Here is a 25,700-nt window from a genome sequence, read left to right on the forward strand (position 1 = left end):
ATTAAAATAAATTAAAAGGACAACAAATGTAATAGTTTTATACTTATATTTGGAGTGAAAGTAAACAGATATGAAAATCAAATTCTTTAACGTACAGCAATTAGACAGAAATTTGAAGGCAACGGTCCATCAAACAGGCAAGACCGGCTTCACAATAGAGGCTTCTGATAAGATGGCATTAACTACAGAAAAAAGTATATCCATTGGCATGAATGAAGATGACGAAACGGATACCAACTTATATGCTGTTGTGAATCCTGATAAGAGAAGCGATAGTTTTAATGTTTTAAAGGCTGGTTTATACTACTACATAAACACAAAACCATTATTTAAGACTTTAAAAGTGGATTATGAAAAAGGAAATATTGTTTATGAGATAACCAAAGATGAAATAGATGGGACAGAGGTCTTTGTTTTTAAACAAAAAGAAAAAGACAGGAAACAGAAAGAGGAAACTGAATAGTTTCCTCTTAAAAGTATTGATAGCCATTTGAACGGTAGCAGGAGCAAGTTTGACAGACCCTCTTGCTATCCTCATTGGCAGATTTGCTTATGCTAATATAACAATTATATAGTAGCTACGCAAATTTTATTGTTCAAAAAGCGACTAAAATTTAACTAAAAACTATATAAATATGCAACAATTAGAACTTTATAAATTTGATGATGGATCTCATCAGTTTTCCAATATTAGAAGCATTATCATAGATGATGTTTTATACTTCGTAGCGGCAGACGTAGCACGAACATTAGGATACGCCAAACCCAGCAATGCAGTATCTACTCACTGTAAACCAAAGGGTACCCTGAAACAGGGCATCCTTACTGCTGGTGGTATGCAGGAACTTACTTTTATTACGGAAGCGAATGTTTACCGATTAATTTCAAGGTCTCAACTCCCGAGTGCAGAAAAGTTTGAAAGTTGGTTATTTGAAGAGGTAGTACCATCTATCAGAAAAAAAGGTTTTTATGGAAATATAGATAGGTCTGCACTTTCTAATTTTGCAGAAAGGTTTAGGGATAATTTTCACAAAGTAGATAGTAATTACTTTTCAGTCATTACTGAGATGTATATTAGACTATATTCAGCACTTGAGGGAGTTGGTTATGTGATACCAGATGTAGGGAGTCATAAAAAGAAAATGATGCCCGATATAAGCGTAGGAAGAGGTTTTGCCGATTTTTTGCGTTTTAATGCTCCTGAATATATAAATACATGTAAAACATATACGCATTCATTCCCTGACGGGCGTGCTGTTGAGGCAAATATGTATCCCATTGATGCCATTCCTATATTTATAAGATATATAAATGAAGTATGGTTACCAACTAAAGCACAGGCATATTTTAAGGATCGCGATGATTTAGCCTTGGAATTCTTACCTAAGCTGCTTCAAGCTTAAGTAGCCAGTTTTCAATAGCCAATTCGTATTTTAATTGTTCTTGAGGTGTAAACATACCCTCGTGAAAAAAATCATCTAAAGGTAAGCCATTACAGTAGAATTGTTCATTAACTATTCTTATGTCAAAGGAATAACCATCTACTGTAATAACCCCTTTCACGTCGGGATGATTAAATGTTTTAGCGAACTGACTTTGACGGTATAATTCAAGAATATTCATTTTGTAAAAATAAAAAAATGATATAATCTAAATTTTAAACTTACCAATGAGCATTTGTAACATTTGTTGATAATTTAAGCACTTTTGCCCCAACGTGATGCTGCTGCCTTTTCAGCAATCTCTTTGCGCCTTTCTGGTGTCATACTTTCCGCGCGTGCCTTACCGCCGACAAGTCCGCCTGAACGACCTATAACTTTATTTTTTTTATCTTTGTTAGGGTCTTCAATTTCGCCAGTTGCTATATCGGCTATAAACTTTGCCAACTGGTTTAAATCCTTTTTTGCCATGACACAAAGTTAATTATAACTTGTCAAGCATAAAAATTATTTATTTTCAAACTGAGACACTACCAAATAAACAGTTTACCATTAATTAAGCTAATTTAGTTCAACTTTATAAACCTTAACAGAAATGGAACCAGTTAACAATTTCGGCACCTCATCAGATAGCGGCAAAACCGCGGGCATCATCAGTTATTTAACTATTATTGGCTGGCTTATTGCCTACTTTGCCATGCATCAAAATAACAAAACAAGCCTGGGTAGTTACCAGTTAAGGCAAACCCTGCTGTTTCATTTAGCATTAATGGTGGTGAGGTATGGTTTAGGAATTGTTTTTGGGGCGATATGGCTTTCAACAGGTTTTGTATCCTTATATAATTTAACCAGATTAATTGACCTTGTTTTCTTTATCATCTGGATAATTGGGTTTATTGGTGCCGTACAGGGCCAGAAAAAGCCAATGCCAATTTTTGGCGACTGGGCGCAAACCATGTTTCCCTCTATCTGATCAATTCCGGTAAAATTTTAAAGCAGCAGCGCATCTACATAATGGGCATGCACTATGTTTTCGCAGGGCGACCAGGAAAATATAGTGAATCGCCCGTCTTGTGAGGATACCAGGGCAATTGCATCGCGCTGATCAAATACAAACTGGGCTGCGGATAGGTGCCTTGTGCCGCCATTTTGTGATGGATGTACAATCAATGCCGAACTGCCTACAATAGGCTCGGTGGTCATCATTTCTTCAACAGGCATCCCGTTTGATGAAAGGCCTATTTTGGCTCCGAAGGCCAGTAGCTCTAATTCGTTATTTATAATGGTAGCGCCATCAACAGCAGTAAGGCCGGCAACGCTATCAACCGTGCGGTTAACTTCATCTTGCCATAGCGACATGCTTTGTTCATTTACTACCTGGCTCATCAGTTTTTTAAGCTCGCTAAAGGCGGGGTCAACCGGATAGGTTATAGGGTGAATGATAGAATCGCGCCAGGCATCACTATCCGATGGTACAACCAATAAAGTACCACCATGCCCATGCAGTCGCATAGATGCCGCTAACTGTACCAGCACGTTTACTGAATCGTTCCAGCCGGTTGGCGAATTATAATCAAGCAGCGAAGTAAGCATAGCCGGGCAATCGGGCAGGCTTTTGCTTAGTTCATCAATAATTTTAACCTCATCGCCTTTAAGCACTGCAACGTTTATAAACTTACCAAAACCTTTTATTCTGCGGTGTTTAACAACCAACAAACCGGGTTCAATAACCTCCAGCACAAAACAGCAATCAGGAATTGAGCGCGTGGTGCCCCAAACATAAAGCTCACCATCCTGATCCCAAACCCCTAAATGGATGCCTGAACGCTCAACCGCGGGTGCCAGTTTATTAAGCACATGCGGGGTTAGGAGTATCCGTTCTTCAAAAAGAAGTGGCTGCCCAGCTAATATTGGCGGCAGGTAAGCTAATGATACCTTTGGCGACCGGCCTTCTTCCCTGCGCAGGCTTGCCCAAAACGACACATCAATTATGGCTTCTATCACTTTTAATGATGGCTCAGGCGCCAGATCCTCTCCGCCCTGCTGCAATGCCATAGCCAAAAGCTTTGAAAAATGCTTTTCAATAGCCGGCGCTACTACACTTGCACCCTGGTATGTTGATCTGTAGGTCATTTTTAAGCTTAAAACATTTTTGATGGGCTAAAGTACAGCTAATATATTTTTTGCAAACACAATAGCGCAAGTATTACATAAAGATTGAAAAAGTATTTAATTCAAGCACTTCATAGTATTAAAATATATCTCTGTCGGTATTTATATTATATCTGCCTATTTCTCTTGCTATTGTAAAATATAATATCTACAATTGTGTAGTAATGACACAATGAAAATTGCACCTTTACTAACCAGTTACCAATAAACCATTTATTAATAAATCATGAAGATAAGTTACAAGTCTGCGGCTTCGGCGGCTATGTTTGTGCTGTTCAGTTCGGCTATACTAACTGCAGGCGCACAAGGTAAAAAGCCCGTTCCCCAATTAGGAAAAAGCACTTTAAAACAGGTGATTGATGCCATGACCCTGCAAGAAAAATCAAAACTTGTGGTAGGTATGGGCTTTAAGATGCCTGGCTTTCCTCCACCGGTTAAAGGCAAAAAGGCCGCAGCTATAGATATTGGCGGGTTTACACTTCCTCCGTCTGACCCGGAAGCTTATGAGATTCCTGAAAAAGTACCCGGAGCAGCAGGCCGCACACACGCTATTGCGCGTTTAGGTATCCCTTCTATCACCGTATCAGACGGCCCTGCTGGTTTAAGGATTGAACCTAAAAGACCCGGCAGCGATAAAACTTATTATGCAACTGCTTTCCCGGTAGCTACATTATTAGCATCAACATGGGATACCGCTATGGTTAAAAAAGTAGGTGTTGCCTTTGGTAACGAAGTACGTGAATATGGCGTAGACATTTTATTAGCGCCTGCATTAAACATTCACCGCAACCCGCTGGGTGGCAGAAACTTTGAATATTATTCTGAAGATCCCTTAGTTGCCGGTAGCATGACAGCTGCTATTGTTAAGGGTATCCAGTCTAACGGTGTGGGTACTTCTATCAAGCACTATGCTGCCAACAACCAGGAAACCCAGAGAAACAGCATCAATGCCATTGTGAGCGAACGTGCCATGCGCGAGATCTATCTTAAAGGATTCTCTATCGCCGTAAAAGCTTCACAACCATGGACAGTGATGTCATCATACAATAAACTAAACGGCACATTTACTTCGCAGCGCCACGATCTTTTAACTACTATTTTGAAAGATGAATGGGGCTTTAAAGGTTTTGTAATGACAGATTGGTTTGGCGGTAAAGATGCCGTTGCCCAAATGAATGCTGGCAATGATTTGCTGATGCCGGGTAACCCTGATCAGTCGGACGCGATAGTTGCCGCTGTTAAAGATGGCAAACTAAGCATGGCACAATTAGATGCCAATGTGGAGCGGCTGTTGAAGATCATCCTTAAATCGCCAACATTTAAAGGTTACAAATACTCTGATGCACCTGATCTGGAAGGCCATGCTAAAGTTGCCCGCATGGCAGCTGCTGATGGTATGATCCTGCTAAAAAATGATGGTAATGCCTTACCTGCTTCTGTTGGTAAAAGGATAGCAGTTTTCGGTAATACATCCTACAATATTATTGCTGGCGGAACAGGCAGCGGCGATGTAAATAAAGCTTATACCATCAGCTTATTACAGGGCCTTAACAATGCCGGTTACAAGGTGCAGGAAACTTTGAGCAAAAACTACCAGGATTACCTGGCCGATGCCAAAATGAAACAACCAAAACCTAAAAACTTTTTTGATCACCCGGCTCCTATCCCCGAAATGGATGTAACCTCAATTGCAGGTACAGAAGCTGAAGGTGCTGACGAAGCTGTAATAACCATTGGCAGAAATGCAGGTGAGGGTGCTGACCGTAAAGTAGAGAACGACTATAATTTAACCCCTAACGAAAAAGAACTGATCAACAATGTATCAAACGCTTTCCACGCTAAGGGTAAAAAGGTAGTAGTGATATTAAATATTGGCGGTGTTATTGAAGTAGCCAGCTGGCGCGATGCGGTTGATGGTATTTTATTAGCATGGCAACCGGGCCTTGAGGCAGGTAATGCCATTGCCGACCTGATAAGCGGAAAGGTTAACCCATCAGGCAGATTAGCTACCACATTTGCAATGAGCTATGCTGATGAGCCAACCGGTAAAAACTTCCCGGGCGTGCCTGAGAAAAAACCCGACCATGTAATTTATGAGGAAGGTATTTATGTTGGCTACCGTTATTTTGATGCCTTTAAAGTTAAACCTGCCTATGAGTTTGGTTACGGCCTATCGTACACTAAATTTAAATTCAGCGATGTAAAAGTTAGCTCGCCTGATTTTAAAGGAAATATCAGCATTAAGGTAACTGTTACCAACACTGGCGATGTTGCCGGAAAAGAAGTGGTACAGCTTTATTTAGCTGCCCCTGTTAAAACTATTGAGAAACCAGAGGATGAGCTGAAAGCATTTGCCAAAACAGGCTTATTGGCACCAGGTGAATCACAGTTTATGGTATTTACCTTACATGCAAGTGATTTAGCTTCATTTTATACCGATAAATCTGCATGGATAGCCGACGCAGGTGAGTACAAGGTTAAAATAGGTTCATCATCAAGAAACATTGAGAAAACAGTATCTTTCAATTTAGCAAAAACAATGGTTACCGAAAAGGTACACAAAGCCCTTGTACCACAACAGGCCATTAATGAGCTGAAAAACAAATAACAAACCTAATAACTATATAAACGGAACCCTGTAGCTAATTAGCTGCAGGGTTTTTTGTTGCCTTTATTTGGCAGATAAAAAGCCGAGCCCAAAAGCAATTCCCCTCTTGAGAGGGGGAAGGGGTGCGTTAAGCAACTAAGTTAAAAAAGGGCATTAACCCAATAAAACTAATTTTATTTTCAATAATTACTGAAAGTTTAAAATATTACATATATTTGTATCGCGTAAGTAACAAACAGCATAATATCAGATCGATATAGATTCGGTTTGTTTTTCGATCATAAATTTCATAAATAACTGAAACTATGAAAACATTAGAAAATCATGTGATCCTATTCGATAGCGAATGCCCCATGTGTAAGGCATATACAAATGCATTTGTAAAAAGTGGCATGCTGAACGATAACGGCCGTGCAGCCTATCAGCAAATGCCTGAAAACATTTGTCCCGTGATTAACAAACAAAGAGCAGCCAATGAAATTGCACTCGTAAATATTGAAACTGGTGAAGTAACCTATGGTATAAAAAGTTTGTTCAGGGTAATTGGTACTGCGCTCCCTGTTTTTAATCCCCTATTCGCTTTTGAGCCTTTTATATGGTTGATGAGTAAGATCTATGCGTTTATAGCTTTTAACCGCCGGGTAATCATTCCTACAGGTAAAACGAATGATAGTTTTGCTTTTCAGCCCGAATTCAAAAAACATTACCGGATTGCATACTTACTGTTCACCTGGTTTTTTACTGGCTATATTCTTACTGCCTATGCGCATTTGCTTGTAGGTATTGTACCTTTAGGAAATCCGTACCGCGAATATATGATTTGCGGTGGACAGATCATTTTCCAGGGTATTGTTATCAGCACATTTGCCCGGGATAAATTATGGAACTACCTGGGCAACATGATGACCATATCTTTCGCTGGCAGCTTATTGCTTTTACTGCTATTGGGGATAAGTTGTTTGTTTAGTATCCCTCCGCTCTTAGCTGTAATGTATTTCTTGGCTGTTGCCGGACTGATGTTTTTGGAGCACATCCGCAGATCAAAACTTTTAAACCTCGGCTGGATAATGACTATAACATGGGCGCTATACAGAGTTGCGATTTTAATCATGATCCTGGAAATGAATTAAGTTTTAAATTACCATTTTACAATAAATGAAGATTCAGAGATTATATAGATCCAATCCAATCAGGTGATAAACAGAAAATCAGGTAAAGATCTCAAAAATGAGCATTGGCCTTTATGGATTAACTAAAATAAACCAAAAAAATGAAATACAAAAAGATAGTGTTAGCAGGTGGTAATGGTTACCTGGGCAACGTGCTGACTGAGTATTACAAAGACAAAGCGGAAGAAATAGTGATACTAAGCCGCCATGAAAAATTTGCACAGCATAACATACGTACAGTTGTCTGGGATGGAAAAACACCAGGCAGATGGACCGCCGAATTGGTGAACGCAGATATGTTGATTAACCTGTGTGGCAAAAACGTTAACTGTCGGTATACTGAAAAAAACAAAGCCGAGATCATAGCATCAAGGGTGCAACCTACTGAGTTACTTGGCGAAGTTATCCGCGACTTAGTTGAACCGCCAAAACTTTGGATTAACGTAACATCGGCAACTATATACCGCCATGCGGAAGATCATCCACAGGATGAAGAAACCGGGGAGATCGGTACTGGCTTTTCAGTAGATGTATGCAATAGTTGGGAAGCCGCGTTTAACAAATATGAAACACCTAAAACCCGTAAAATCACTTTACGGATGGGTATAGTATTAGGGGCTGGTGATAGTGTTTTTCCAAGGCTGCTAAACCTGGTAAAGCTGGGCATGGGTGGCATGCAAGGAAACGGAAAACAATTTGTTGCATGGATCCATGAACGTGATGTGGCCAGAAGTACAGAGTGGTTTATGAATAATTCACAATTACAGGGTGTATTTAATGGTACAGCACCGAACCCGGTAAAAAATGAAAAGCTAATGCAAACCATCCGCAAGGTTTATGGCAATCCAATCGGTTTACCCGCACCGCAGTGGCTACTGGAAGTTGGCGCATTGTTTATCGGCACTGAAACGGAACTAATATTAAAGCCGGTGGGTAATACCTAAAAACTTATTAAACAGTGGCTTCATTTTCAACTATGAAACCATAGAAGCCGCTGTAACAGAAATATTGAGCACTAAATAAACCCTAATTAATTTTTAAATCCGCATTCCTTACGCAGGGGTACATATCCTTAATGTAAAAAACACCATCATATATCAGGTTCCATTTGCCTTCGTAATCCCTGTGCCCCAGGCCCATCATGTAAAAATCTTCCTGCGCGTTGGGGTTTAGGGAATTAAACTGATCAAAATCGACAAAAGCATATTTGTAATTTTTGTCGATCCAGTTTTCAAAGGCATTGCTGCGGGGTGGATTCAGCTTGTATGCCTTATTGCCAAGCCTGCCTGCCGTACCCTGATAGGAGGTAAAGCCAAGCACATATACCGGGTATGCTTTATCGAGCGCCTTAACCAGGTTATCGCCCATTGTTTGCTGGTTACTAAAAAACGCCTGTTTCATGTTGGTTAATGATTTGGCTACATGTGCACTTGCGGCCCATACAATTATTTTTTGCCCCTTAAATTTATGCTCTATCAGCCATTTAAGGTTCTTCGCCATCTGGATGTCCCTTTCATTGTTAGCTGGCTTACCAGTTTTAAAGGTGATCAGCACGGCCTGTGTTTGCTGTATCAGGTTGTCCAAAACCAGCGTCCAAAAGGTATTGGATTTATCTGCGGAAACTAATTCAGTTCTCATCTGCAGCAGATCGCTCATGCATTTGTTAACATTCACGGTATCCTTAGGCGGGAAAAAGATCCATCTTTTAGGCGAATCTATAAACGGCAATAGCGTTGTACTGTAATTGGCCTGCCTGGTAATAGGCAGGTTGTAGCTTTTAAACAAGCTATCCAGCCGCTTAGGCAAATTATAATAGGAGTAGTTTAAATATTGCTGACTATCAAACCCACTGATAATTAAGGGTTAGCTGGTTTTATAAGTAGCCGGGATGTAGTTATAAAACAAATTGCTGCAGGTATTGCACACCGTCCAGATGGAGAAAACATTTTTGAGCAAAAAATCATCCATTTCAGGTTTGGTCTTTTTCAGTTTATCCCAGCCATCATTCATTCCAAAAAAGTCGGATTCAAAGGCAAGCACGTTAAAGCCCTTTTTTTCGTGCAGGTATTTGATCAGCCGTGTTTTGGCCAAAAAGGTGGGCGCATCCCCATGATCCTGCTCACCCAACATCACTACACTGGCATTGCCAATGGCATCACCTATAACTTGCAGATCGCTGTAATTGATTGAATCGGGTTCAATAGTAGCAATAGCTACGGTTTTTGCTTTTACATAATCCTTAATCAATTTTTGTGCATTGGCTTTTGGGGCTGCAAGCAAGGCAGCAAAAACCAGCAATACTGTAAATAGTTTAACCGGGTAAAGGCGTTTAAAGCCGCTGTTTTTTAGGCTGAAGTTTAGTTGCATGTATAAAAGGCTTATAACAAACATAAGGTATCTGTAACAGATTATGATGTATTGAAATTAACAGATTGTTAAAATACCGGCCCGAAAACCTGCAAATTGCGGCTATTTCGATTTAAAATCGACCATGAATTTAACACAATTATGGTTTTTTTCGGGTTAAATTCCGTATTTTTGCAACCTCTAAAATTTGAGGTGAACACATTGATGTACAAGGAATATAAGCAGTTAAACTTATCGCAAACAGGCAAGGATGTACTCGACCATTGGAAGAAGAACAACATCTTTGAAAAAAGCATCAGCAGCCGTCCGGCAAATAACCCGTATACATTTTACGAGGGGCCGCCTTCTGCCAATGGTATGCCCGGCATTCACCACGTTATGGCACGTGCTATAAAGGATATTTTTTGCCGTTACAAAACATTAAAGGGCTACCAGGTAAAACGCAAAGGCGGATGGGATACCCACGGCTTGCCTATTGAATTAGCAGTTGAAAAGGCCTTAGGAATTACTAAAGATGATATTGGCAAAAAAATATCGGTTAAGGATTATAACGATGCCTGCCGCAAGGAGGTAATGCGCTATACTGATATATGGAATGACCTTACCGAAAAAATGGGCTACTGGGTTGATCTTGAAGACCCGTATATCACCTACAAAAACGAATATATTGAATCGCTTTGGTGGATTTTGAAAGAACTGCACTCCAAAGATCTGTTATATAAAGGTTATACCGTTCAGCCTTATTCACCAAAATCAGGTACAGGCCTTAGCTCGCATGAGCTGAACCAGCCGGGTACTTATAAAATGGTTAAGGATACCAGTATCACCGCGCAATTCAAGCTAAAAAGAGATAAAGATTCTGAATTTTTATTTGCTAACGTAACTACTGATCTGTATATACTGGCATGGACCACCACCCCCTGGACACTGCCTTCAAACTGTGCATTAGCCGTTGGCGAAAAAATAAATTACGTAAAGATCAGCACTTTTAACCCTTATACTTTTGAGCCGGTTACGGTAATATTAGCTAAGGACCTTGTTGGCAAATTCTTTAAACCCGAAGGTAAGAACGCACCGTTCGACGCTTATAATGGCGGCGATAAGATCATCCCCTGGGAAGTTAAAGGCAGCTTTACCGGCACGGAGCTTTTGGGCCTGCATTATGAGCAGCTGATGCCTTATGTAACTAACGAAGAGCTGGAAAAAAATGCATTCCGCGTTATCCCGGCTGATTTTGTTACAACCGAGGATGGTACTGGGATTGTTCATACCGCATCTGTTTTTGGTGCCGACGATTTCAGGGCCTGTAAAGAAAATAATGTGCCATCGGTAATGGTGAAGGACGAATTTGGCAAGGATGTTCCGCTGGTAAACAAGCAGGGCCGCTTTGTTGATGAAGTTACCGACTTTGCCGGCCTATACGTTAAAGAAGAATATTACAGCGCCGAAGAACGCGAAGTACCTGGCTTTAAAGCAACCGATGTACTGATCTCTATCAAACTAAAAACAGAGAATAAAGCTTTCGACGTAAAGAAATACGAACACAGTTACCCGCACTCATGGCGCTCAGACGAGCCCATTTTATATTATCCTTTAGATAGCTGGTTTATAAAAACCACTGCCGTAAAGGATAAAATGGTGGCGCTTAACAAAACCATTAACTGGAAACCGGAATCAACCGGAACTGGCCGTTTTGGTAACTGGCTGGAAAACCTGGTTGACTGGAATCTTTCGCGCTCACGCTTTTGGGGTACCCCGCTGCCTATCTGGCGCGAGGAGAACGGCGGCGAAGAAATTTGCATTGGTTCAATTGCCGATCTTCATACAGAGATCGAAAAATCTATCGCAGCAGGGCACATGCCTGCCGGCTTTACTATTGATGACCTGCACCGCCCTTATGTTGATGATGTGATATTAACCTCATCAACCGGTAAGCCGATGTACCGCGAGCCCGACCTTATTGATGTTTGGTTTGACAGCGGTGCCATGCCTTATGCACAATGGCATTTCCCGTTTGAGAATAAAGACGAGTTTAAAAATGCCTACCCGGCTGATTTTATAGCCGAGGGTGTTGACCAAACCCGCGGCTGGTTCTTTACCCTGCATGCCATTGCGGTAATGCTGAGCGAAACCAGCGACGAGGTTAAAAAGATAAATGCCGAAGTTGGCAATCCAGGCGTAGCCTTTAAAAATGTGATCTCCAACGGCTTGGTGCTTGATAAAAACGGCAACAAAATGTCAAAACGCCTGGGTAACGGCGTTGATCCGTTTGCTACCATTGAGCAGTTTGGTGCCGATGCCCCGCGCTGGTACATGATTAGTAATGCAGCACCCTGGGATAATTTAAAATTCAATGCAGAAGGGATAGATGAGGTTCGCCGTAAATTTTTCGGTACCTTGTATAACACCTATACCTTTTTTGTGATGTATGCCAACATTGATAAATTCACTTACAGCGAAGCCGAAATTGCGATAACAGACCGCCCGGAGATTGACCAGTGGATCATATCACTATTGAATACCCTGAGTAAAGATGTTGATGCTTTTTATGCTGATTTTGAGCCTACCAAAGCCGCCCGCGCCATACAGGAATTTGTTGACGCACACCTGAGCAACTGGTACGTTAGGTTAAGCCGTCGCCGTTTTTGGCGCTCAGATAACTCTGATGATAAACTATCGGCCTACCAAACATTGTACACCTGCTTAACTACTATTGCTAAGCTGATGTCGCCCATTGCGCCGTTTTTTGCCGAGCGTTTGTATACCGATTTAAACAGCGTTACCAAAAAGGAAACCTATGAGTCCGTACACCTGGCCTATTTCCCGGAGTATGACACCAACCTGGTAAATGCCGCGCTGGAAGAAAGAATGCAGATGGCACAGGATATATCATCGCTGGTATTATCGCTGCGTAAAAAGGTAGGCATCAACGTAAGGCAGCCATTAAGCAAAATATTGCTGCCAATACTTGATAAAAACTTTAAGCAACAGGTTGACCAGGTTAAAGAGCTGATATTATCAGAAACCAACATAAAGGATATTGAATACATAACCGATACTGCAGGTTTCATTAAAAAGAAGATCAAGCCAAACTTTAAAGCCTTAGGTGCAAAAGTTGGTAAGGACATGAAAGCCGTTGCCGAAGCGATAGGAAATTTAACACAGGACGATATTGCACAGTTAGAAAGCAACGGCAGTATAACACTGGCTACCAGCCACATAATAAGCCATGCAGATGTTGAAATAATTGCGGAGGATGTTCCGGGATGGCAAGTTGCAAATTTAGGCAAACTAACGGTGGCTTTAGATGTTACGCTTACCGACGAACTGAAAGAGGAAGGGATATCGCGCGAATTGATCAACCGGATTCAAAATATGCGTAAAGCAGCCGGTTTTGAAGTTACTGATAAAATTAGTGTGAGGTATAAAACCGAGAGCCCTCTTATCATAAAGTCGGTGAATAATAATTTATCATATATTTGCGCCGAAATTTTGGCGGTAAGTATACTGCTTGATAATGAGCTAAATGAAGGCGAATTAGTTGAGATTGATGGAAAAGAAATTTTGATTGCTATTAGTAAAATATAAATGAAACAAGAAAACGAAAAAACAAGATACTCTGAGACAGATCTGCAAGAGTTTAAAGGCATATTACTTGATAAATTACGTAGTGCTAAAGAAGAACTAAGCTCTTTGGCAACCTCGTTAAGCTCACCAAATGCTAATGGCACTGATGATACTGCAGGTACATACAAAACATTGGAAGATGGATCAGCTACGCTTGAAAAAGAACAGATAAACCAGTTGGCTGCCCGTCAGAAAAAGTTTATTGAGCAGTTAGAAGCCGCTTTGGTACGTATTGAGAACAAAACTTATGGTGTTTGCCGCGAAACCGGGAAACTGATCCCTAAAGAGCGCTTACGCGCAGTTCCGCACACTACCTTAAGCATGGAAGCAAAACTTAGGCAATAAATGAAGGCATCTTACCTCAGACCTTTCCTTGTTGCTACCATTATTATACTTATTGACCAGATTATAAAAACCTGGGTTAGGACACACATGGATTTCAATTCCGAGATCCATTTCCTGGGAAGCCACGGGATGCTGCGCTATACTGAAAATAACGGTATGGCCTTTGGCTGGGAAATTGGCGGCGAAGCAGGAAAGCTGATCTTAACACTTTTCCGCATTGTTGCTGTAGGTGCTATAGGTTACGGGCTGGTTTATTTAATTAAACACAAATACCACCGGGGCCTTATTATGTGCGTAGCATTGATATTTGCCGGTGCAATGGGTAATATTATCGACTCCACCTTTTACGGTCTGCTGTATCAGCATGGTAATTTATTTGAAGGGCGCGTGGTTGATATGTTCTACTTCCCGCTGGTAAAAGGCACTTACCCCGCATGGTTCCCGGTATGGCACGGCCAATATTTTGAGTTTTTTCAACCAATATTTAACCTTGCTGATGCGGCAATATCAGTGGGCGTTATTGCTATCCTGCTATTCCAGAAACGTTATTTTAAGCACGAAACTCCTGAAGCCAGCACGCCTAACAGCGAAATGGTTGAGGAATAATCCCGCATCTTTGCGCGGAGTTTAACAATCCCGGGCTATACAGACAGGCTATTAAACTTTAACTTTTAACCAGTCTGTGTATCACGGGATTTTTTAATTTTATCCAGTTGTAATCACAACCTACTTTATACTATCATTAATAGCATCAATGGCATCCAGGTGCGCCTGCAAAATAGGCAGTGTTTTTACCGCGAACGATTTCACATCAGGGTCAACACAATTCTTACCTGCTTTTTCAAACACCTTTATATCCTGTTTATGATCCTCAATCATATTGCTGATATAAGCCTTATCAAAATCGCGGCCTGATTTTTCAGCAAGCTTTTTGATCATTTTTTGCTCATCAGCCCCCGGTACTTTAGGTATCGAAATGTTTTTAGTAACCGCAATGGCCCTGATCAGATCGTTAAGCTTACCGTGATCGGTTATCATCATGGTACCAAAGTTTTTTACCCGGCGGTTAAAGCCCTTTTGGCGGGCAAGCTTACCAAGCTCCACTTCGGCCATACTACCGCTGGCGGCTTCAACAATAAACTCGGCATCAACTTTTTCAACTGCAATGCTCAACTTTTTAGTGGTATCCTTTACCGCATTTATGCTGTCTGCTTTTGCTTCACTATCATCGGCAGGTTTGCTTTTACAAGCTTGCATCAGTGTTAATCCTAATAAGGCGGCAATTAAAAAGCCTGTTGTTTTCATGTTAATTATTTATTGTTCAATCACTTATTAACAAGTTAGTTAATGTTTAGTTTCTGCCGCAAAGCAGGTTTATCTTTAAAAAAACTTTAATACATGGCTAATGTATTGCGTTAGCTTAAAGTTTTGCTATTTTTGGGCTTATAAAATCAAAATTTATGGATTTTCCGGCAGCATTAAAATACACCAAAGACCACGAGTGGATAAAAGTTGAAGGTGACGTAGCCTATATAGGCATTACTGAGTTTGCACAGCGCGAACTGGGCGATATTGTTTATATTGATATTTCTTCGTTAGGAAAAGAAGTTGCCAAAGACGAAGTTTTTGGTACGGTTGAAGCCGTTAAAACAGTATCAGACCTGTTTATGCCGGTTGCCGGAACTATTACCGAGCTTAACCCAGCTTTAGACAAAGAGCCCGAATTAGTAAACTCAGATCCTTATGGTGACGGATGGATGGTTAAAGTAACTTTAACTAACGCCGCTGATGTTGATTCATTATTATCTGCTGAAAGCTACCAATCGCTGATCGGCGTTTAAAATGCAGCGATCAATTTTTAAATATTACGGGCCCGCTATTTTGTGGGCCTTATTTGTTTTATTTATGTGCAGCATAAAACTGGGCAAAATTACGCAGTCGCCACTTTTTTTCCCTGGTTTTGATAAGCTGGTACATTGCGGTTTCTTTTTTGTAATGGTTGTATTTGGTGCAACGGGTTATATCAGGCAACAATTACCCCAGGCATTATCGTATAAAGCAGTACTGATAATTATTTTGATTTCTGTTTTATATGGCGGTATAATAGAAATATTACAAGCATATCTGTTTACCTGGCGCAGCGGCGAATGGGATGATCTTTTTGCCGATATTGTAGGGGCATTAATGGGGGCTTTCAGTGTTATGATAACAGTTAAAGCGGTTAGTTATGATAAAAAGTAAATTTGTACTCTTAGGCTTATTGGGCATGCTGGCCCTTTCATCATGCGGAATTTTCCACAAAGGCTGTGGTTGCCCAACATTCGGCAAGCTCAAAGCCCACTCAACTCAAAGCAATACTTACTTTATTGCCTGATGGCACGATTTAATAATAAGTAAAAAACTTTTGCAACAACCTGTTTTTAAAACACCCCGAATATTATTAAACAGGTTAAAATATTCCTAATGTAATTTAACTGTTCTTATTTGGATTTAATTTAAATAAGCTATACATTTGATCGAGTTAAAATATAGATATGACGCTTTCTGAACTTGAAATAGGAGAATTTGGTATCGTAAAGGAATTTACCGATCTTGAAATGTCAGTAAAATTGATGGAAATGGGTTGTTTACCCGGCGAAACGATCTCTGTTTCGCGTATTGCACCGCTTGGCGATCCAATAGCCATCAATGTATCCGGTTACCAGTTAAGCCTGCGCAAATTTGAAGCATCAACTATTATTTTGCAGTAGCCCGATAACAATTGAAAGCCGATATAAGAGTTGCACTTGTAGGAAATCCTAACACCGGTAAATCAACACTCTTTAATACATTAACCGGTTTAAATCAAAAAATAGGAAATTTTCCGGGGGTTACTGTTGATAAAAAAACAGGCTTCTGCCAATTACCCGATGGCCGCACTGCGGAGATCATTGACCTGCCCGGCACTTACAGCATCTATCCAAAAAGCCAGGACGAATCCATTGTATTTTCTGTATTAGCCGATAAGGCAAACCCACTTACACCCGATTTGGTTGTGGTAATATTGGATGCCACCAATCTAAAAAGAAATTTACTGCTATACACCCAGGTTGCCGATCTGAAGATCCCGGTAATTGTGGCATTGAACATGATCGATCTCTCGAAAAAGTCGGGGATCATTATCGACATTGATCTTTTCGCCAAAAAGCTTGGTGTTCCGGTTGTACCTATTTCTGCCCGTAAGGTTGAGGGGATTGATAAATTAAAAAGCACCATATCTTTCGCCAATAAAATTGCCCTGCAGGAGCCTTCCATTGATGTGGAAACCATTGCCCCGCAACTGATAGCGCAAATAAGCAAGGAACTTATTTTAGATAACCCCTACTATGCCCTGCAATTGGCTCATCAGCACGAAACGGTAAAGTTTTTATCGCCGGCACAAAGCGATCGCATTGAAGAGTTGGAAAAAGAATTTTCATTTCACTCGCAAAAAGCACAGGCAACAGAAACCATTGCCCGTTATAATTTTATTAACGACCTGCTTTACGATACTATAAAAATCCCGGAAACGGCAAAGGACGAAACCGTCAGCAATAAAATTGACCGGGTATTAACCCACAAAATATTTGGCTTTATTATCTTTTTGGCAATATTGCTGTTTATGTTCCAGTCTATTTTTTCATGGTCGGCCTACCCGATGGAAAAAATTGGCGATCTGTTTGCCTGGGTACAAAACACCCTGCATAGCCTGCTGCCAGCCGGCCCATTAACTGGTTTAGTGGTTGACGGCGTGATTGGCGGCCTGAGCGGCGTAATGGTATTTATCCCGCAGATAGCTATCCTTTTTGCCTTTATCTCAATATTGGAAGATACGGGCTACATGTCGCGCGTTACGTTTATGATGGATAAGCTGATGCGTAAGGTTGGCCTCAACGGTAAATCGGTAGTGCCGCTTATTGGTGGTTTTGCCTGCGCAGTGCCATCTATAATGAGCACACGTACCATTGAGAACTGGAAAGACCGCATGATCACCATAATGGTTACGCCGCTGGTTACCTGTTCGGCACGTTTGCCTATATATGTCTTATTGATAGGCCTGGTAGTACCCAGCCGCAATGTATGGTGGATATTCAACCTACAGGGATTAGCCCTAACGGGGATGTATGTGTTTAGCTTAATATCGGCCATTATTGTTGCCTTTGCTTTTAAGCTGATATTAAAAGGCCGCGAACGCGGTTACTTTATAATGGAACTGCCAGTTTACCGTATGCCCCGCTGGAAGAACGTAGCTTTCAGTATGTATGATCGTTCAAAGGCCTTCGTTTTGCAGGCAGGGAAGGTTATTATAGCAGTATCGGTAATTTTATGGGTATTGGCTTCCTATGGCCCGGGAGATCGTTTTGAAAAGATAGAAAAAAAATACAAGCAAGCCCAATATACGCAGCACTTAAAACCCGATGAGATCAGCAAAGCCATAGGCTCAGAAAAACTGGAGAACTCCTACGCCGGAGTTTTGGGCCATGTGATTGAACCGGTTATTAAACCATTGGGGTTCGACTGGAAGATAGGTATCGCACTTATCACTTCCTTTGCCGCCCGCGAGGTATTTGTAGGCACTATGGCTACCATTTATAGTGTTGATGGCAATGCCGATAAAATAGAATCCGTTCAGCAAAAAATGAAAACGGCAACCAACCCGCAAACCGGGAAGCCGGTATTTTCATTGGCCGTAGCATTTTCGTTAATGATGTTTTATGCCTTTGCCATGCAGTGCGCCAGCACCGTGGCCGTAGTTTACCGCGAAACAAAAGACTGGCGCTGGCCAGCCATACAATTTGCCTATATGACGGTGCTTGCCTACGCAGCAAGTTTATTAGCGTATACTTTGCTTAAATAAGTATAAAACCGTTAAATGCCTTTCCATTTTTTCCGTTTATAAACACTTGTTTTATGCCCCAAAATTGGGTTAAAACACCTGTTGTAACTTTCATGTGTATATGTTAAATTGAACCATTCACCTACACCTATAACAGCATGAAAAAGAGCATTTCCTTACTCACGTTTCTTTCTTTCATCCTGCTTCCTCATTTAGCTGTTTACGCTCAAACGGCCAACATCAGCGCCAAACTAAAGGCTTACACTACAGATCATAATATTGAGAAAGCTTACCTGCAATTCGACAAACCCTTTTATATCACGGGGGATACCATTTATTATAAAGCCTATGTAACATTGGGTACCGGGCACAAGCTATCAGCATTGAGCGGCATCCTTCATGCTGATTTAATAGGGCCCGATAATAAGATTAGCCAATCGGTAAAGCTCCAGATCATCGCAGGTACAGCCTGGGGCGATTTTGTATTGCCCGATACCCTTAAAGGCGGCAGTTACCGGGTAAGGGCTTATACCAATTACATGCGCAATGAAGGTGATGATTCATTTTTTGAGCAAACTATTCCCATTGGATCAGCAAAAGCGATCGTTAAAAAGATCCCTGAAAGTGGGGAGCCAAATAAATTTAAGATTGATGTAAAAACAGTCAATCGCAAAACTGATGTGCAGTTTTTACCCGAAGGCGGCAGCCTTATTGTTGGTAATTATTCTAAAATAGCTTTTAAAGCCGTGGGGGCCGATGGATCAGGAGCGGAGGTAAAAGGAACAATTACAGATGATACAGGCGTTGAGGTTTGCACGTTTGCATCTACCCATTTAGGAATGGGGGCATTTGATCTGGTGCCCGAAAGCGGAAAAACCTATCAGGCCCATATTGTGTATGCCGATGGCAGTAAAGGTACAATTGATCTACCGAAAGCAATTGCTACAGGCTATACCATTAGTGTTAACAATACAGGTGCCGATACCTTACGCATCAGGGTAACCGGCGGCAGCGGCACTTCTTTAAATAAACTAAGCCTGGTTGCACAAGCCGGGGGAACTATTTATTACCAGGCAGAGAACCAATCGGATTATAAGTTCTTTTCGGTGTTGATCCCTAAAACTACGTTCCCTACTGGCATTATGCAGCTTACTTTATTTAATGAAGCAGGTGAGCCGCTTAATGAAAGGTTAGTCTTCATCAATAATAATGATCAGCTCAAATTAAGTGTCAGCTCAAAAGATGTTTATGCGCCAAGGCAAAAACAAAACATAGCCTTCAGTATAACCGACAAAAATAACCAGCCTGTTACCGGAAGCTTTTCTGTAGCGGTAACCGACGAAACAATTGTAACGCCTGATACCCTTAATGAAAATAATATACTGAGTAACCTGTTGCTCACCTCCGATCTGAAAGGTTCCGTTGAACAGCCTGATTACTATTTTAGCCATATAACCGACAAAACAAATGCCGACCTTGACCTGCTGATGCTGACCCAAGGGTACCGCCATTTTGAATGGAAACAGGCTTTAAGCAATAATCCACCTATAATTTATCAGCCCGAAAAAACTATGGAAATCTCCGGCACAGTAAAAAAAGGAAGTAACGTTTTACCCAATGCCAAAGTAACCCTATTTACTAAATCAGGCGGGGGACTTTTAAGGGATACCTTAACAGATGCAAGCGGAAGATTTGCCTTTAAAGACCTTGTATTTGCCGACAGCACCAAGTTTGTGGTACAATCAAAAGTGGCCAAAGGGCAGGATGCTGTAACATTAGAATTAGATACCGTTTTAGCGCCGCAGGTAATCCCTCAAAACCGGTATCGTTCATTAGCTAAAACAACGCAGAATGCGGATATGGCTGCTTATGTTATCAATCAAAAACAGTTTTACCAGGAACAGCAGAAGTATGGAATTAATAAACATGCACTTGTTTTAAAAGAAGTACATATAGAGGCAAAAAAAGAACCTTTGATTCCCCATTCAGAAAACCTCAATGGATCTGGTAATGCTGATCAGGTAATTACAGCTAAAGAGTTAGAAATCTCCGGATATACAAATCTTTACGACGCCGTAAGAGCTAAGGCAAACTTTATCAGTTTCACAAAAGACCATAAAATAATTTCAGGCCATGCAGTTCCTTCATTTACGGGACCGGATTTGATGGAAATAATAGTAGATGGCCTGCCTATGCAACAATCGGCCAACCCAAACCCTTTAGAAGAGTTAAACGCCGCTGATATTGAAGGGGTTGAAATTGGACTTGGCGCTCATTATGGTGCTATTTATGGGAGCAGAGCAGCAGGGGGTTTTATAATAGTAACAACCAAAAGAGCTCAAAAACAAAACAATTATTACCGCTACGCCCCTGGTGTAATAACCTATATGCCCAAAGGCTTTTACAAGGCCCGGGAGTTTTATTCGCCGCAGTATGATAACCCTAAAACCAACCAGAAAATGGCCGATCTGCGGAGCACCATTTACTGGCAGCCCAATATTATAACGGATAACGAGGGCAAGGCCTCCTTCAGCTTTTTTAATGCCGATGGCAAAGGCACTTACCGGGTAGTTATTGAAGGCATTGATACCGATGGTAATTTAGGCCGGCAGGTTTTTAGGTATAAGGTTGAGTAAAGCTTTAATTTGATTAATAATAACTATATTGTATCATCATAGATGATTGAAATCGTTATTTTCAGATTAATTTAAATCTGTACCTACACCTTAAACCCATGCTGAAACATGAAAAATAGCTTGCTTCTTTTCATTTTGTTATTTCCAATTACCGTTTTGGCGCAGTATGGTGTAAGTGGGCGCATCATTAGCCAGGCAGATACCAAACCTGTGGCTAATGCAAGTGTATTTTTAAGCAATACTACTATTGGCGGCAAAACAGGTGCCGACGGCTCATTTAAACTACTCAATGTAAAACCCGGCAAATATGAGCTTGTTGTATCTGTTGTTGGCTTTGACAATTTTACGCAAACGCTTACCGTTAATAGCAGCGATTTAAATTTAGCTGACATAACCATTTATCCAAAAGTTATAGCCTTGAACGAAGTGACAGTAAAACCCAATACTGATCCAAACAGGCAAAGAAATTACGATTGGTTTAAAGATGAATTTTTAGGAAAAACTGCCCTGGCCAGAGAATGCCGGATAGTTAACCCCGAAGTACTTGACCTGGAGTATAATGAAAGAAGCGGCGTACTCACTGCTTCAGCTGTTGATTTTTTAATTATCCGGAATAACGCGTTGGGTTATAATATAAAATACCTGCTCAAAACGTTTACACTCAACAATGCCGATGAACAAAACAAAGCCTTAAGTTATGCAGGCATTATTCAGATGGAGCCGATGAAAGGCTCAACTGAAGAACAGGAACAATGGCAAAAACGCAGGCTGGAGGTATACGAGGGTTCGCAAACACATTTTTTACGCTCAGTAATTGCCGGGAATATTGATGAAAATGGTTTCCGCGTACTACGCCTGCTTACCAATCCCAGCCGGCCCGCAGATAGCGTTATAAACGAAAAACTACGGGTTTTTGGAGCATTAAAAAAGGATAAAAATTATAGGGATTCCCTGATCTATTGGACAAAAAAAGAATGTCTGCCCAAATATGCTAACAGTCCTATCTATAGTCCGCTAACAAAGAGCGATCTCATAACAGGCCCAGACAAGCAAGGCATTTACACCCTTAATGGAACTAAAGGCGCCTTATATGTAACTTACAATAAATACCATCATTATAACAGGAGTGCGATGAGCAAGTTGTCTGATGCAGAAAACACAGATAATGCGCTGCTCAGTTTTAACTATGGCTATGCGCATTTTGACAGAAACGGAATAATAACAGATCCGCAAAGTTTGGTTTACGATGGGGTTTGGCTCCGCAACCGCTTACCTGGGTTATTACCCTCAGATTATGAACCTCAACAAGATAACAGCCAGCCAACAGACAGCACTCTAATAAAAAGAATAACTAACAGGCTTAATGCGTATACTGTAAATAATATTACTGAGAAAACATACCTACAGTTTGATAAGCCCTTTTATGCTACCGGCGATACTATTTATTTTAAAGCCTATGTAACAGGAGGCCCAAAACACATACTTTCACAATTGAGCCGGGTTTTATATGCACAGCTTACTGACGAACAGGGCCATGTAAACCAATATATTAAATTAAAGCTTACTGACGGACTGGCCTGGGGCGACTTTGCATTGGCCGATACCTTAAAGGAAGGCAACTACCATATAAGCGCATTTACCAATTGGATGCGTAATGCAGGAAGCGAATATTTTTTTAAACAGACAATCCCTATAGTAAGTACACAAAATAAAAAAGTACCCGAAGGCGGGGACATCTATAATAAAACAGCAACTGTTGCAAGTGCTAAACCAGATATTCAGTTTTTTCCTGAAGGCGGAACGCTAACCGAGGGTTTAAAAACAAAAATAGCTTTTAAGGCCGTAGCCCCAGATGGAGCCGGAATTGATGTAAGCGGGATAATAACCGATAACGAAAACAAAACGGTAAGCAGCTTTACCGCTACACACCTGGGCATGGGCTATACTGAATTTACACCTAAAAAAGGAAAAACCTACCAGGCTGTAATAAACTACACCGACGGTAAAAGCAATACCATAACATTGCCACCCGCACAAAATACAGGCTACCAGTTAGCTATTGATAACACTACAGATAAAAATAACATCAAACTAAATATTGCTGCAGTACCCAATAATAATGCTGAGCCTATAGTTCTTATCGGTCAAAATAATGGGGTGATCTATTATTCCGGCTACATTACCAATACAAAAAGGTTTAGTGCAATTATTCCAAAAAGCGATTTTCCTACGGGTATAATTCAATTTACGCTTTTCACCAAAGCTGGCGAACCCTTAAATGAAAGATTGGTGTTTGTAAACAATAATGACCCGCTTAAAATAAGTCTTAAAACCGATAAAAACTCATACAGCGGCCGTCAAAAAGCAACTATAAGCATTGGCGTAAAAAACAGTTTAAACAATCCATCCACAGGGAGTTTTTCTGTTGCAGTAACAGATGAGAGCAATGTCCATGCAGCTGAAATGCAGGAAACCAGCATCCTCAGTAATCTTTTGCTAACATCTGATCTGAGGGGAAACATTGAGAACCCTGATTATTATTTTAACGATACAAACCAGCAAACAGAAAAAGACCTTGATCTGCTTTTAATGACCCAAGGGTATCATCGTTTTGAATGGAAGCAGGTATTAACCGATAGCAATAAAAACCTGCCAGCTTATCAGCCGGAAAAAAACCTGCAAATATCGGGGCATATTAAAAGCCAAAATGGCAAACCCATAGTTGGTGGCAAAATAACGCTATTTACAACAACCGGGGGTGCTTTTTTTACCGATACAGTAAGTGATAATAAGGGGAATTTTATTTTTAAGAATCTTAACTTTAATGATAGCACCAAATTTGTAGTACAGTCGCGGGTTGCAAAGGGACAAGACAATGTGGTGCTTGTATTAGATAGTTTAGAAAACTTACCGGGTGTTGAAATAAACAGTAAAAAAGCAACCCTGGTTAAAGTTAGTTTTGATATGATGGCCTACCGGCAAAAAAGTAAACAGTTTTTTGATGAACAATTAAAATATGGCATTAACAAACATGCCCTGGTTTTAAAAGAGGTTGTAATTAAAGATAAAAAAGCCGATCCTTTACTTGCCCATTCAGAAAACCTGAATGGAAAAGGCAATGCCGACCAGATTATCACATCAAAATGGTTAGAAACTTCGGGGTATTTAAGTCTTTATGATGCATTACGGGCTAAGTTGAATGGCGTACAATTTAATTTTAAGCATCAGCTAATTTCTAATCGTACAGGCACATCGCTTATACCGATGAAATCAAGCGACTATAGCGAACCAAGAGATAAAAAAGGCAGCTACCAGGATTTGATAGAGATAGTAGTTGATGGCTCCCCAGTAACACAACCACGTGTTGAAGGGCAGCCAAACATTTTAGAATTTTTAAGCACCAACGAGGTAGAAAGTGTTGAAATGCTTAACGTACATTATGCAGCAATGTATGGTAGTCGCGGTTCGGGAGGCGTGCTTGTTATCACAACCAAAAGAGCTAAAAATCAAAACAACTATTACCGTTATGCCCCCGGTGTAATAACCTATATGCCCAAAGGCTTTTACAAAGCCCGGGAGTTTTACTCGCCGCAGTATGATAACCCTAAAACCAACCAGAAAATGGCCGATCTGCGGAGCACCATTTACTGGCAGCCTAATATTTTAACTGATAGTGACGGCAAGGCCTCCTTCAGCTTTTTTAATGCCGATGGCAAAGGCACTTACCGGGTAGTGATTGAAGGCATTGATACCGATGGTAATTTAGGCCGGCAGATTTTTAGGTATAAGGTTGAGTAAACAATGACAAATAGCAGCTGGCCGCTGCTTTAGCTTTCCGCCTAAACCCTTATCTTTGTGCTGAGGTAAAAATTGGATAAAGTAAAAGTTCTTGAAAGGTATCTTCCGCCCGATGCAGCACCGCTTATAGGCCGCTGGATCGACTACTTTAAATGCGAGTTTAAAATTTCGCGCAACCGCAACACAAAGTTTGGCGATTACAGGCCGCCGCACTCCGGTAAAGGCCACCGTATATCTGTAAATTTTGATCTTAACCCCTACGCTTTCCTGGTAACAACCGTGCATGAATTTGCGCACCTGCATACCTGGAACGAGCATAAGCATAAAGCCAAACCACATGGCACCGAATGGAAGCTGAACTTTAAAAAAATGATGCAGCCATTTTTTGAACAGGATATTTTTCCTGCCGATGTTAAGCACGCCATTACCAATTATTTAAATAATCCGGCAGCATCCAGCTGCTCTGATCTTAACCTTTACCGCTCACTAAGGCTTTATGATGCCCCAAAAGAATCTGTAGTAACCGTTGAGAAACTCCCGCTAAAAGCCGTATTTAAATTAAAGGATGGCCGCATTTTTCGTAAGGAAGAAAAACTGCGCAAGCGCTATAAGTGTATTGAGGTAAGTTCAAAACGTGTATATCTTTTCAGCCCGGTTGCAGAGGTTGAGGTAATTGAGGAATAA

At 40.9% G+C, this 25,700-nt stretch carries 23 protein-coding genes; 17 read left to right on the forward strand and 6 right to left on the reverse strand.

The annotated features are described in order from the left end of the window. Positions 1–70 precede the first annotated feature (70 nt). Complete coding sequence (locus ACQY4U_RS01550; protein WP_428327597.1) at positions 71–463, forward strand: hypothetical protein; 393 nt, start codon at positions 71–73, stop codon at positions 461–463. A gap of 172 nt (positions 464–635) precedes the next feature. Next, entirely contained in the window at positions 636–1,403 is a 768-nt protein-coding gene (locus tag ACQY4U_RS01555; protein ID WP_428327598.1) for a BRO-N domain-containing protein, read from the forward strand. Here ACQY4U_RS01555 and ACQY4U_RS01560 read toward each other — a convergent pair. Both ACQY4U_RS01560 and ACQY4U_RS01565 read right to left on the reverse strand, forming a co-directional pair. Continuing rightward, positions 1,384–1,623 carry a hypothetical protein gene (locus ACQY4U_RS01560; protein ID WP_428327599.1) on the reverse strand — a complete coding sequence of 80 codons (240 nt, stop codon included), beginning with the start codon at positions 1,621–1,623 and terminating at the stop codon, positions 1,384–1,386. The genes ACQY4U_RS01555 and ACQY4U_RS01560 overlap by 20 nt on opposite strands. Positions 1,624–1,697: 74 nt before the next feature. After that, positions 1,698–1,910 (reverse strand): hypothetical protein, encoded by a 213-nt coding sequence (locus ACQY4U_RS01565; protein WP_428327600.1) that lies wholly within the window; start codon positions 1,908–1,910, stop codon positions 1,698–1,700. A 124-nt stretch (positions 1,911–2,034) separates the two neighbouring features. Between ACQY4U_RS01565 and ACQY4U_RS01570 the strand changes: the two genes are divergently transcribed. Beyond that, the gene (locus ACQY4U_RS01570; protein WP_428327601.1) at positions 2,035–2,412 is read left to right on the forward strand and encodes a hypothetical protein; all 378 of its coding nucleotides are present in this window, start codon (positions 2,035–2,037) and stop codon (positions 2,410–2,412) included. 17 nt (positions 2,413–2,429) lie between these two features. Here the strand turns inward: ACQY4U_RS01570 and ACQY4U_RS01575 are convergent, their stop codons facing one another. Further along, positions 2,430–3,572, reverse strand: coding sequence for a putative sensor domain DACNV-containing protein (locus tag ACQY4U_RS01575; protein WP_428327602.1), 1,143 nt, complete (start codon positions 3,570–3,572; stop codon positions 2,430–2,432). A gap of 265 nt (positions 3,573–3,837) precedes the next feature. Here ACQY4U_RS01575 and ACQY4U_RS01580 point away from each other — a divergent pair, with 265 nt between their 5' ends. The 4 genes from ACQY4U_RS01580 to ACQY4U_RS01595 all read left to right on the forward strand — a co-directional run bounded on the left by ACQY4U_RS01580 (position 3,838) and on the right by ACQY4U_RS01595 (position 8,411). Continuing rightward, entirely contained in the window at positions 3,838–6,219 is a 2,382-nt protein-coding gene (locus tag ACQY4U_RS01580) for a glycoside hydrolase family 3 C-terminal domain-containing protein (protein WP_428327603.1), read from the forward strand. 305 nt (positions 6,220–6,524) lie between these two features. Continuing rightward, positions 6,525–7,349, forward strand: coding sequence for a DUF393 domain-containing protein (locus tag ACQY4U_RS01585; protein ID WP_428327604.1), 825 nt, complete (start codon positions 6,525–6,527; stop codon positions 7,347–7,349). Positions 7,350–7,489: 140 nt separating this feature from the next. Beyond that, entirely contained in the window at positions 7,490–8,332 is an 843-nt protein-coding gene (locus ACQY4U_RS01590) for a TIGR01777 family oxidoreductase (RefSeq protein ID WP_428327605.1), read from the forward strand. Then, a complete protein-coding gene (locus tag ACQY4U_RS01595; protein ID WP_428329715.1) occupies positions 8,325–8,411 on the forward strand; it encodes a hypothetical protein in 87 nt (28 codons plus the stop codon). The genes ACQY4U_RS01590 and ACQY4U_RS01595 overlap by 8 nt, the downstream gene beginning before the upstream one ends. Before the next feature lie 3 nt (positions 8,412–8,414). Here the strand turns inward: ACQY4U_RS01595 and ACQY4U_RS01600 are convergent, their stop codons facing one another. Both ACQY4U_RS01600 and ACQY4U_RS01605 read right to left on the reverse strand, forming a co-directional pair. Beyond that, positions 8,415–9,194 (reverse strand): erythromycin esterase family protein, encoded by a 780-nt coding sequence (locus ACQY4U_RS01600; protein WP_428327606.1) that lies wholly within the window; start codon positions 9,192–9,194, stop codon positions 8,415–8,417. A 57-nt stretch (positions 9,195–9,251) separates the two neighbouring features. Continuing rightward, entirely contained in the window at positions 9,252–9,755 is a 504-nt protein-coding gene (locus tag ACQY4U_RS01605; protein WP_428327607.1) for a hypothetical protein, read from the reverse strand. A 204-nt stretch (positions 9,756–9,959) separates the two neighbouring features. Between ACQY4U_RS01605 and ileS the strand changes: the two genes are divergently transcribed. From ileS to ACQY4U_RS01620, 3 genes are read left to right on the forward strand one after another with little or no spacing between them, the layout of a single operon-like run. Then, on the forward strand, positions 9,960–13,343 hold the full coding sequence (gene ileS, locus ACQY4U_RS01610) for an isoleucine--tRNA ligase (protein ID WP_428329716.1): 3,384 nt from the start codon (positions 9,960–9,962) through the stop codon (positions 13,341–13,343). Beyond that, positions 13,344–13,727, forward strand: coding sequence for a TraR/DksA family transcriptional regulator (locus ACQY4U_RS01615; RefSeq protein WP_428327608.1), 384 nt, complete (start codon positions 13,344–13,346; stop codon positions 13,725–13,727). After that, positions 13,728–14,333: a lipoprotein signal peptidase gene (locus tag ACQY4U_RS01620; RefSeq protein WP_428327609.1), complete on the forward strand. Its 606-nt coding sequence runs from the start codon at positions 13,728–13,730 to the stop codon at positions 14,331–14,333. A 120-nt stretch (positions 14,334–14,453) separates the two neighbouring features. On the opposite strand, the gene ACQY4U_RS01625 is transcribed toward ACQY4U_RS01620, so the two are convergent. Beyond that, positions 14,454–15,032, reverse strand: coding sequence for a DUF4142 domain-containing protein (locus ACQY4U_RS01625; protein WP_428327610.1), 579 nt, complete (start codon positions 15,030–15,032; stop codon positions 14,454–14,456). Between the two features lie 155 nt (positions 15,033–15,187). Between ACQY4U_RS01625 and gcvH the strand changes: the two genes are divergently transcribed. The 7 genes from gcvH to ACQY4U_RS01660 all read left to right on the forward strand — a co-directional run bounded on the left by gcvH (position 15,188) and on the right by ACQY4U_RS01660 (position 25,700). Further along, positions 15,188–15,568 (forward strand): glycine cleavage system protein GcvH, encoded by a 381-nt coding sequence (gcvH, locus tag ACQY4U_RS01630; RefSeq protein ID WP_428327611.1) that lies wholly within the window; start codon positions 15,188–15,190, stop codon positions 15,566–15,568. 64 nt (positions 15,569–15,632) lie between these two features. Next, positions 15,633–15,968, forward strand: a complete 336-nt coding sequence (locus ACQY4U_RS01635; protein ID WP_428327612.1) for a VanZ family protein — start codon at positions 15,633–15,635, stop codon at positions 15,966–15,968. A gap of 293 nt (positions 15,969–16,261) precedes the next feature. Further along, positions 16,262–16,477, forward strand: a complete 216-nt coding sequence (locus ACQY4U_RS01640; protein ID WP_428327613.1) for a FeoA family protein — start codon at positions 16,262–16,264, stop codon at positions 16,475–16,477. 11 nt (positions 16,478–16,488) lie between these two features. Then, positions 16,489–18,603, forward strand: a complete 2,115-nt coding sequence (gene feoB / locus ACQY4U_RS01645; protein ID WP_428327615.1) for a ferrous iron transport protein B — start codon at positions 16,489–16,491, stop codon at positions 18,601–18,603. Positions 18,604–18,740: 137 nt separating this feature from the next. Beyond that, the gene (locus ACQY4U_RS01650; RefSeq protein ID WP_428327616.1) at positions 18,741–21,218 is read left to right on the forward strand and encodes a TonB-dependent receptor plug domain-containing protein; all 2,478 of its coding nucleotides are present in this window, start codon (positions 18,741–18,743) and stop codon (positions 21,216–21,218) included. A gap of 108 nt (positions 21,219–21,326) precedes the next feature. Further along, positions 21,327–25,016, forward strand: a complete 3,690-nt coding sequence (locus tag ACQY4U_RS01655) for a carboxypeptidase regulatory-like domain-containing protein (RefSeq protein WP_428327617.1) — start codon at positions 21,327–21,329, stop codon at positions 25,014–25,016. Positions 25,017–25,088: 72 nt separating this feature from the next. Next, entirely contained in the window at positions 25,089–25,700 is a 612-nt protein-coding gene (locus ACQY4U_RS01660; RefSeq protein ID WP_428327619.1) for a SprT-like domain-containing protein, read from the forward strand.

It is taken from the genome of Mucilaginibacter sp., assembly GCF_965277465.1.
Classification (GTDB): Bacteria; Bacteroidota; Bacteroidia; order Sphingobacteriales; family Sphingobacteriaceae; genus Mucilaginibacter.

Bases quoted from the DNA above. Each gene is read 5' to 3' on its own strand.
- ACQY4U_RS01550 (WP_428327597.1), top strand. From the start codon at position 71: ATGAAAATCAAATTCTTTAACGTACAGCAATTAGACAGAAATTTGAAG.
- ACQY4U_RS01555 (WP_428327598.1), top strand. From the start codon at position 636: ATGCAACAATTAGAACTTTATAAATTTGATGATGGATCTCATCAGTTT.
- ACQY4U_RS01560 (WP_428327599.1), bottom strand. From the start codon at position 1,623: ATGAATATTCTTGAATTATACCGTCAAAGTCAGTTCGCTAAAACATTT.
- ACQY4U_RS01565 (WP_428327600.1), bottom strand. From the start codon at position 1,910: ATGGCAAAAAAGGATTTAAACCAGTTGGCAAAGTTTATAGCCGATATA.
- ACQY4U_RS01570 (WP_428327601.1), top strand. From the start codon at position 2,035: ATGGAACCAGTTAACAATTTCGGCACCTCATCAGATAGCGGCAAAACC.
- ACQY4U_RS01575 (WP_428327602.1), bottom strand. From the start codon at position 3,572: ATGACCTACAGATCAACATACCAGGGTGCAAGTGTAGTAGCGCCGGCT.
- ACQY4U_RS01580 (WP_428327603.1), top strand. From the start codon at position 3,838: ATGAAGATAAGTTACAAGTCTGCGGCTTCGGCGGCTATGTTTGTGCTG.
- ACQY4U_RS01585 (WP_428327604.1), top strand. From the start codon at position 6,525: ATGAAAACATTAGAAAATCATGTGATCCTATTCGATAGCGAATGCCCC.
- ACQY4U_RS01590 (WP_428327605.1), top strand. From the start codon at position 7,490: ATGAAATACAAAAAGATAGTGTTAGCAGGTGGTAATGGTTACCTGGGC.
- ACQY4U_RS01605 (WP_428327607.1), bottom strand. From the start codon at position 9,755: ATGCAACTAAACTTCAGCCTAAAAAACAGCGGCTTTAAACGCCTTTAC.
- ileS (WP_428329716.1), top strand. From the start codon at position 9,960: ATGTACAAGGAATATAAGCAGTTAAACTTATCGCAAACAGGCAAGGAT.
- ACQY4U_RS01615 (WP_428327608.1), top strand. From the start codon at position 13,344: ATGAAACAAGAAAACGAAAAAACAAGATACTCTGAGACAGATCTGCAA.
- ACQY4U_RS01620 (WP_428327609.1), top strand. From the start codon at position 13,728: ATGAAGGCATCTTACCTCAGACCTTTCCTTGTTGCTACCATTATTATA.
- ACQY4U_RS01625 (WP_428327610.1), bottom strand. From the start codon at position 15,032: ATGAAAACAACAGGCTTTTTAATTGCCGCCTTATTAGGATTAACACTG.
- gcvH (WP_428327611.1), top strand. From the start codon at position 15,188: ATGGATTTTCCGGCAGCATTAAAATACACCAAAGACCACGAGTGGATA.
- ACQY4U_RS01635 (WP_428327612.1), top strand. From the start codon at position 15,633: ATGTGCAGCATAAAACTGGGCAAAATTACGCAGTCGCCACTTTTTTTC.
- ACQY4U_RS01640 (WP_428327613.1), top strand. From the start codon at position 16,262: ATGACGCTTTCTGAACTTGAAATAGGAGAATTTGGTATCGTAAAGGAA.
- ACQY4U_RS01650 (WP_428327616.1), top strand. From the start codon at position 18,741: ATGAAAAAGAGCATTTCCTTACTCACGTTTCTTTCTTTCATCCTGCTT.
- ACQY4U_RS01655 (WP_428327617.1), top strand. From the start codon at position 21,327: ATGAAAAATAGCTTGCTTCTTTTCATTTTGTTATTTCCAATTACCGTT.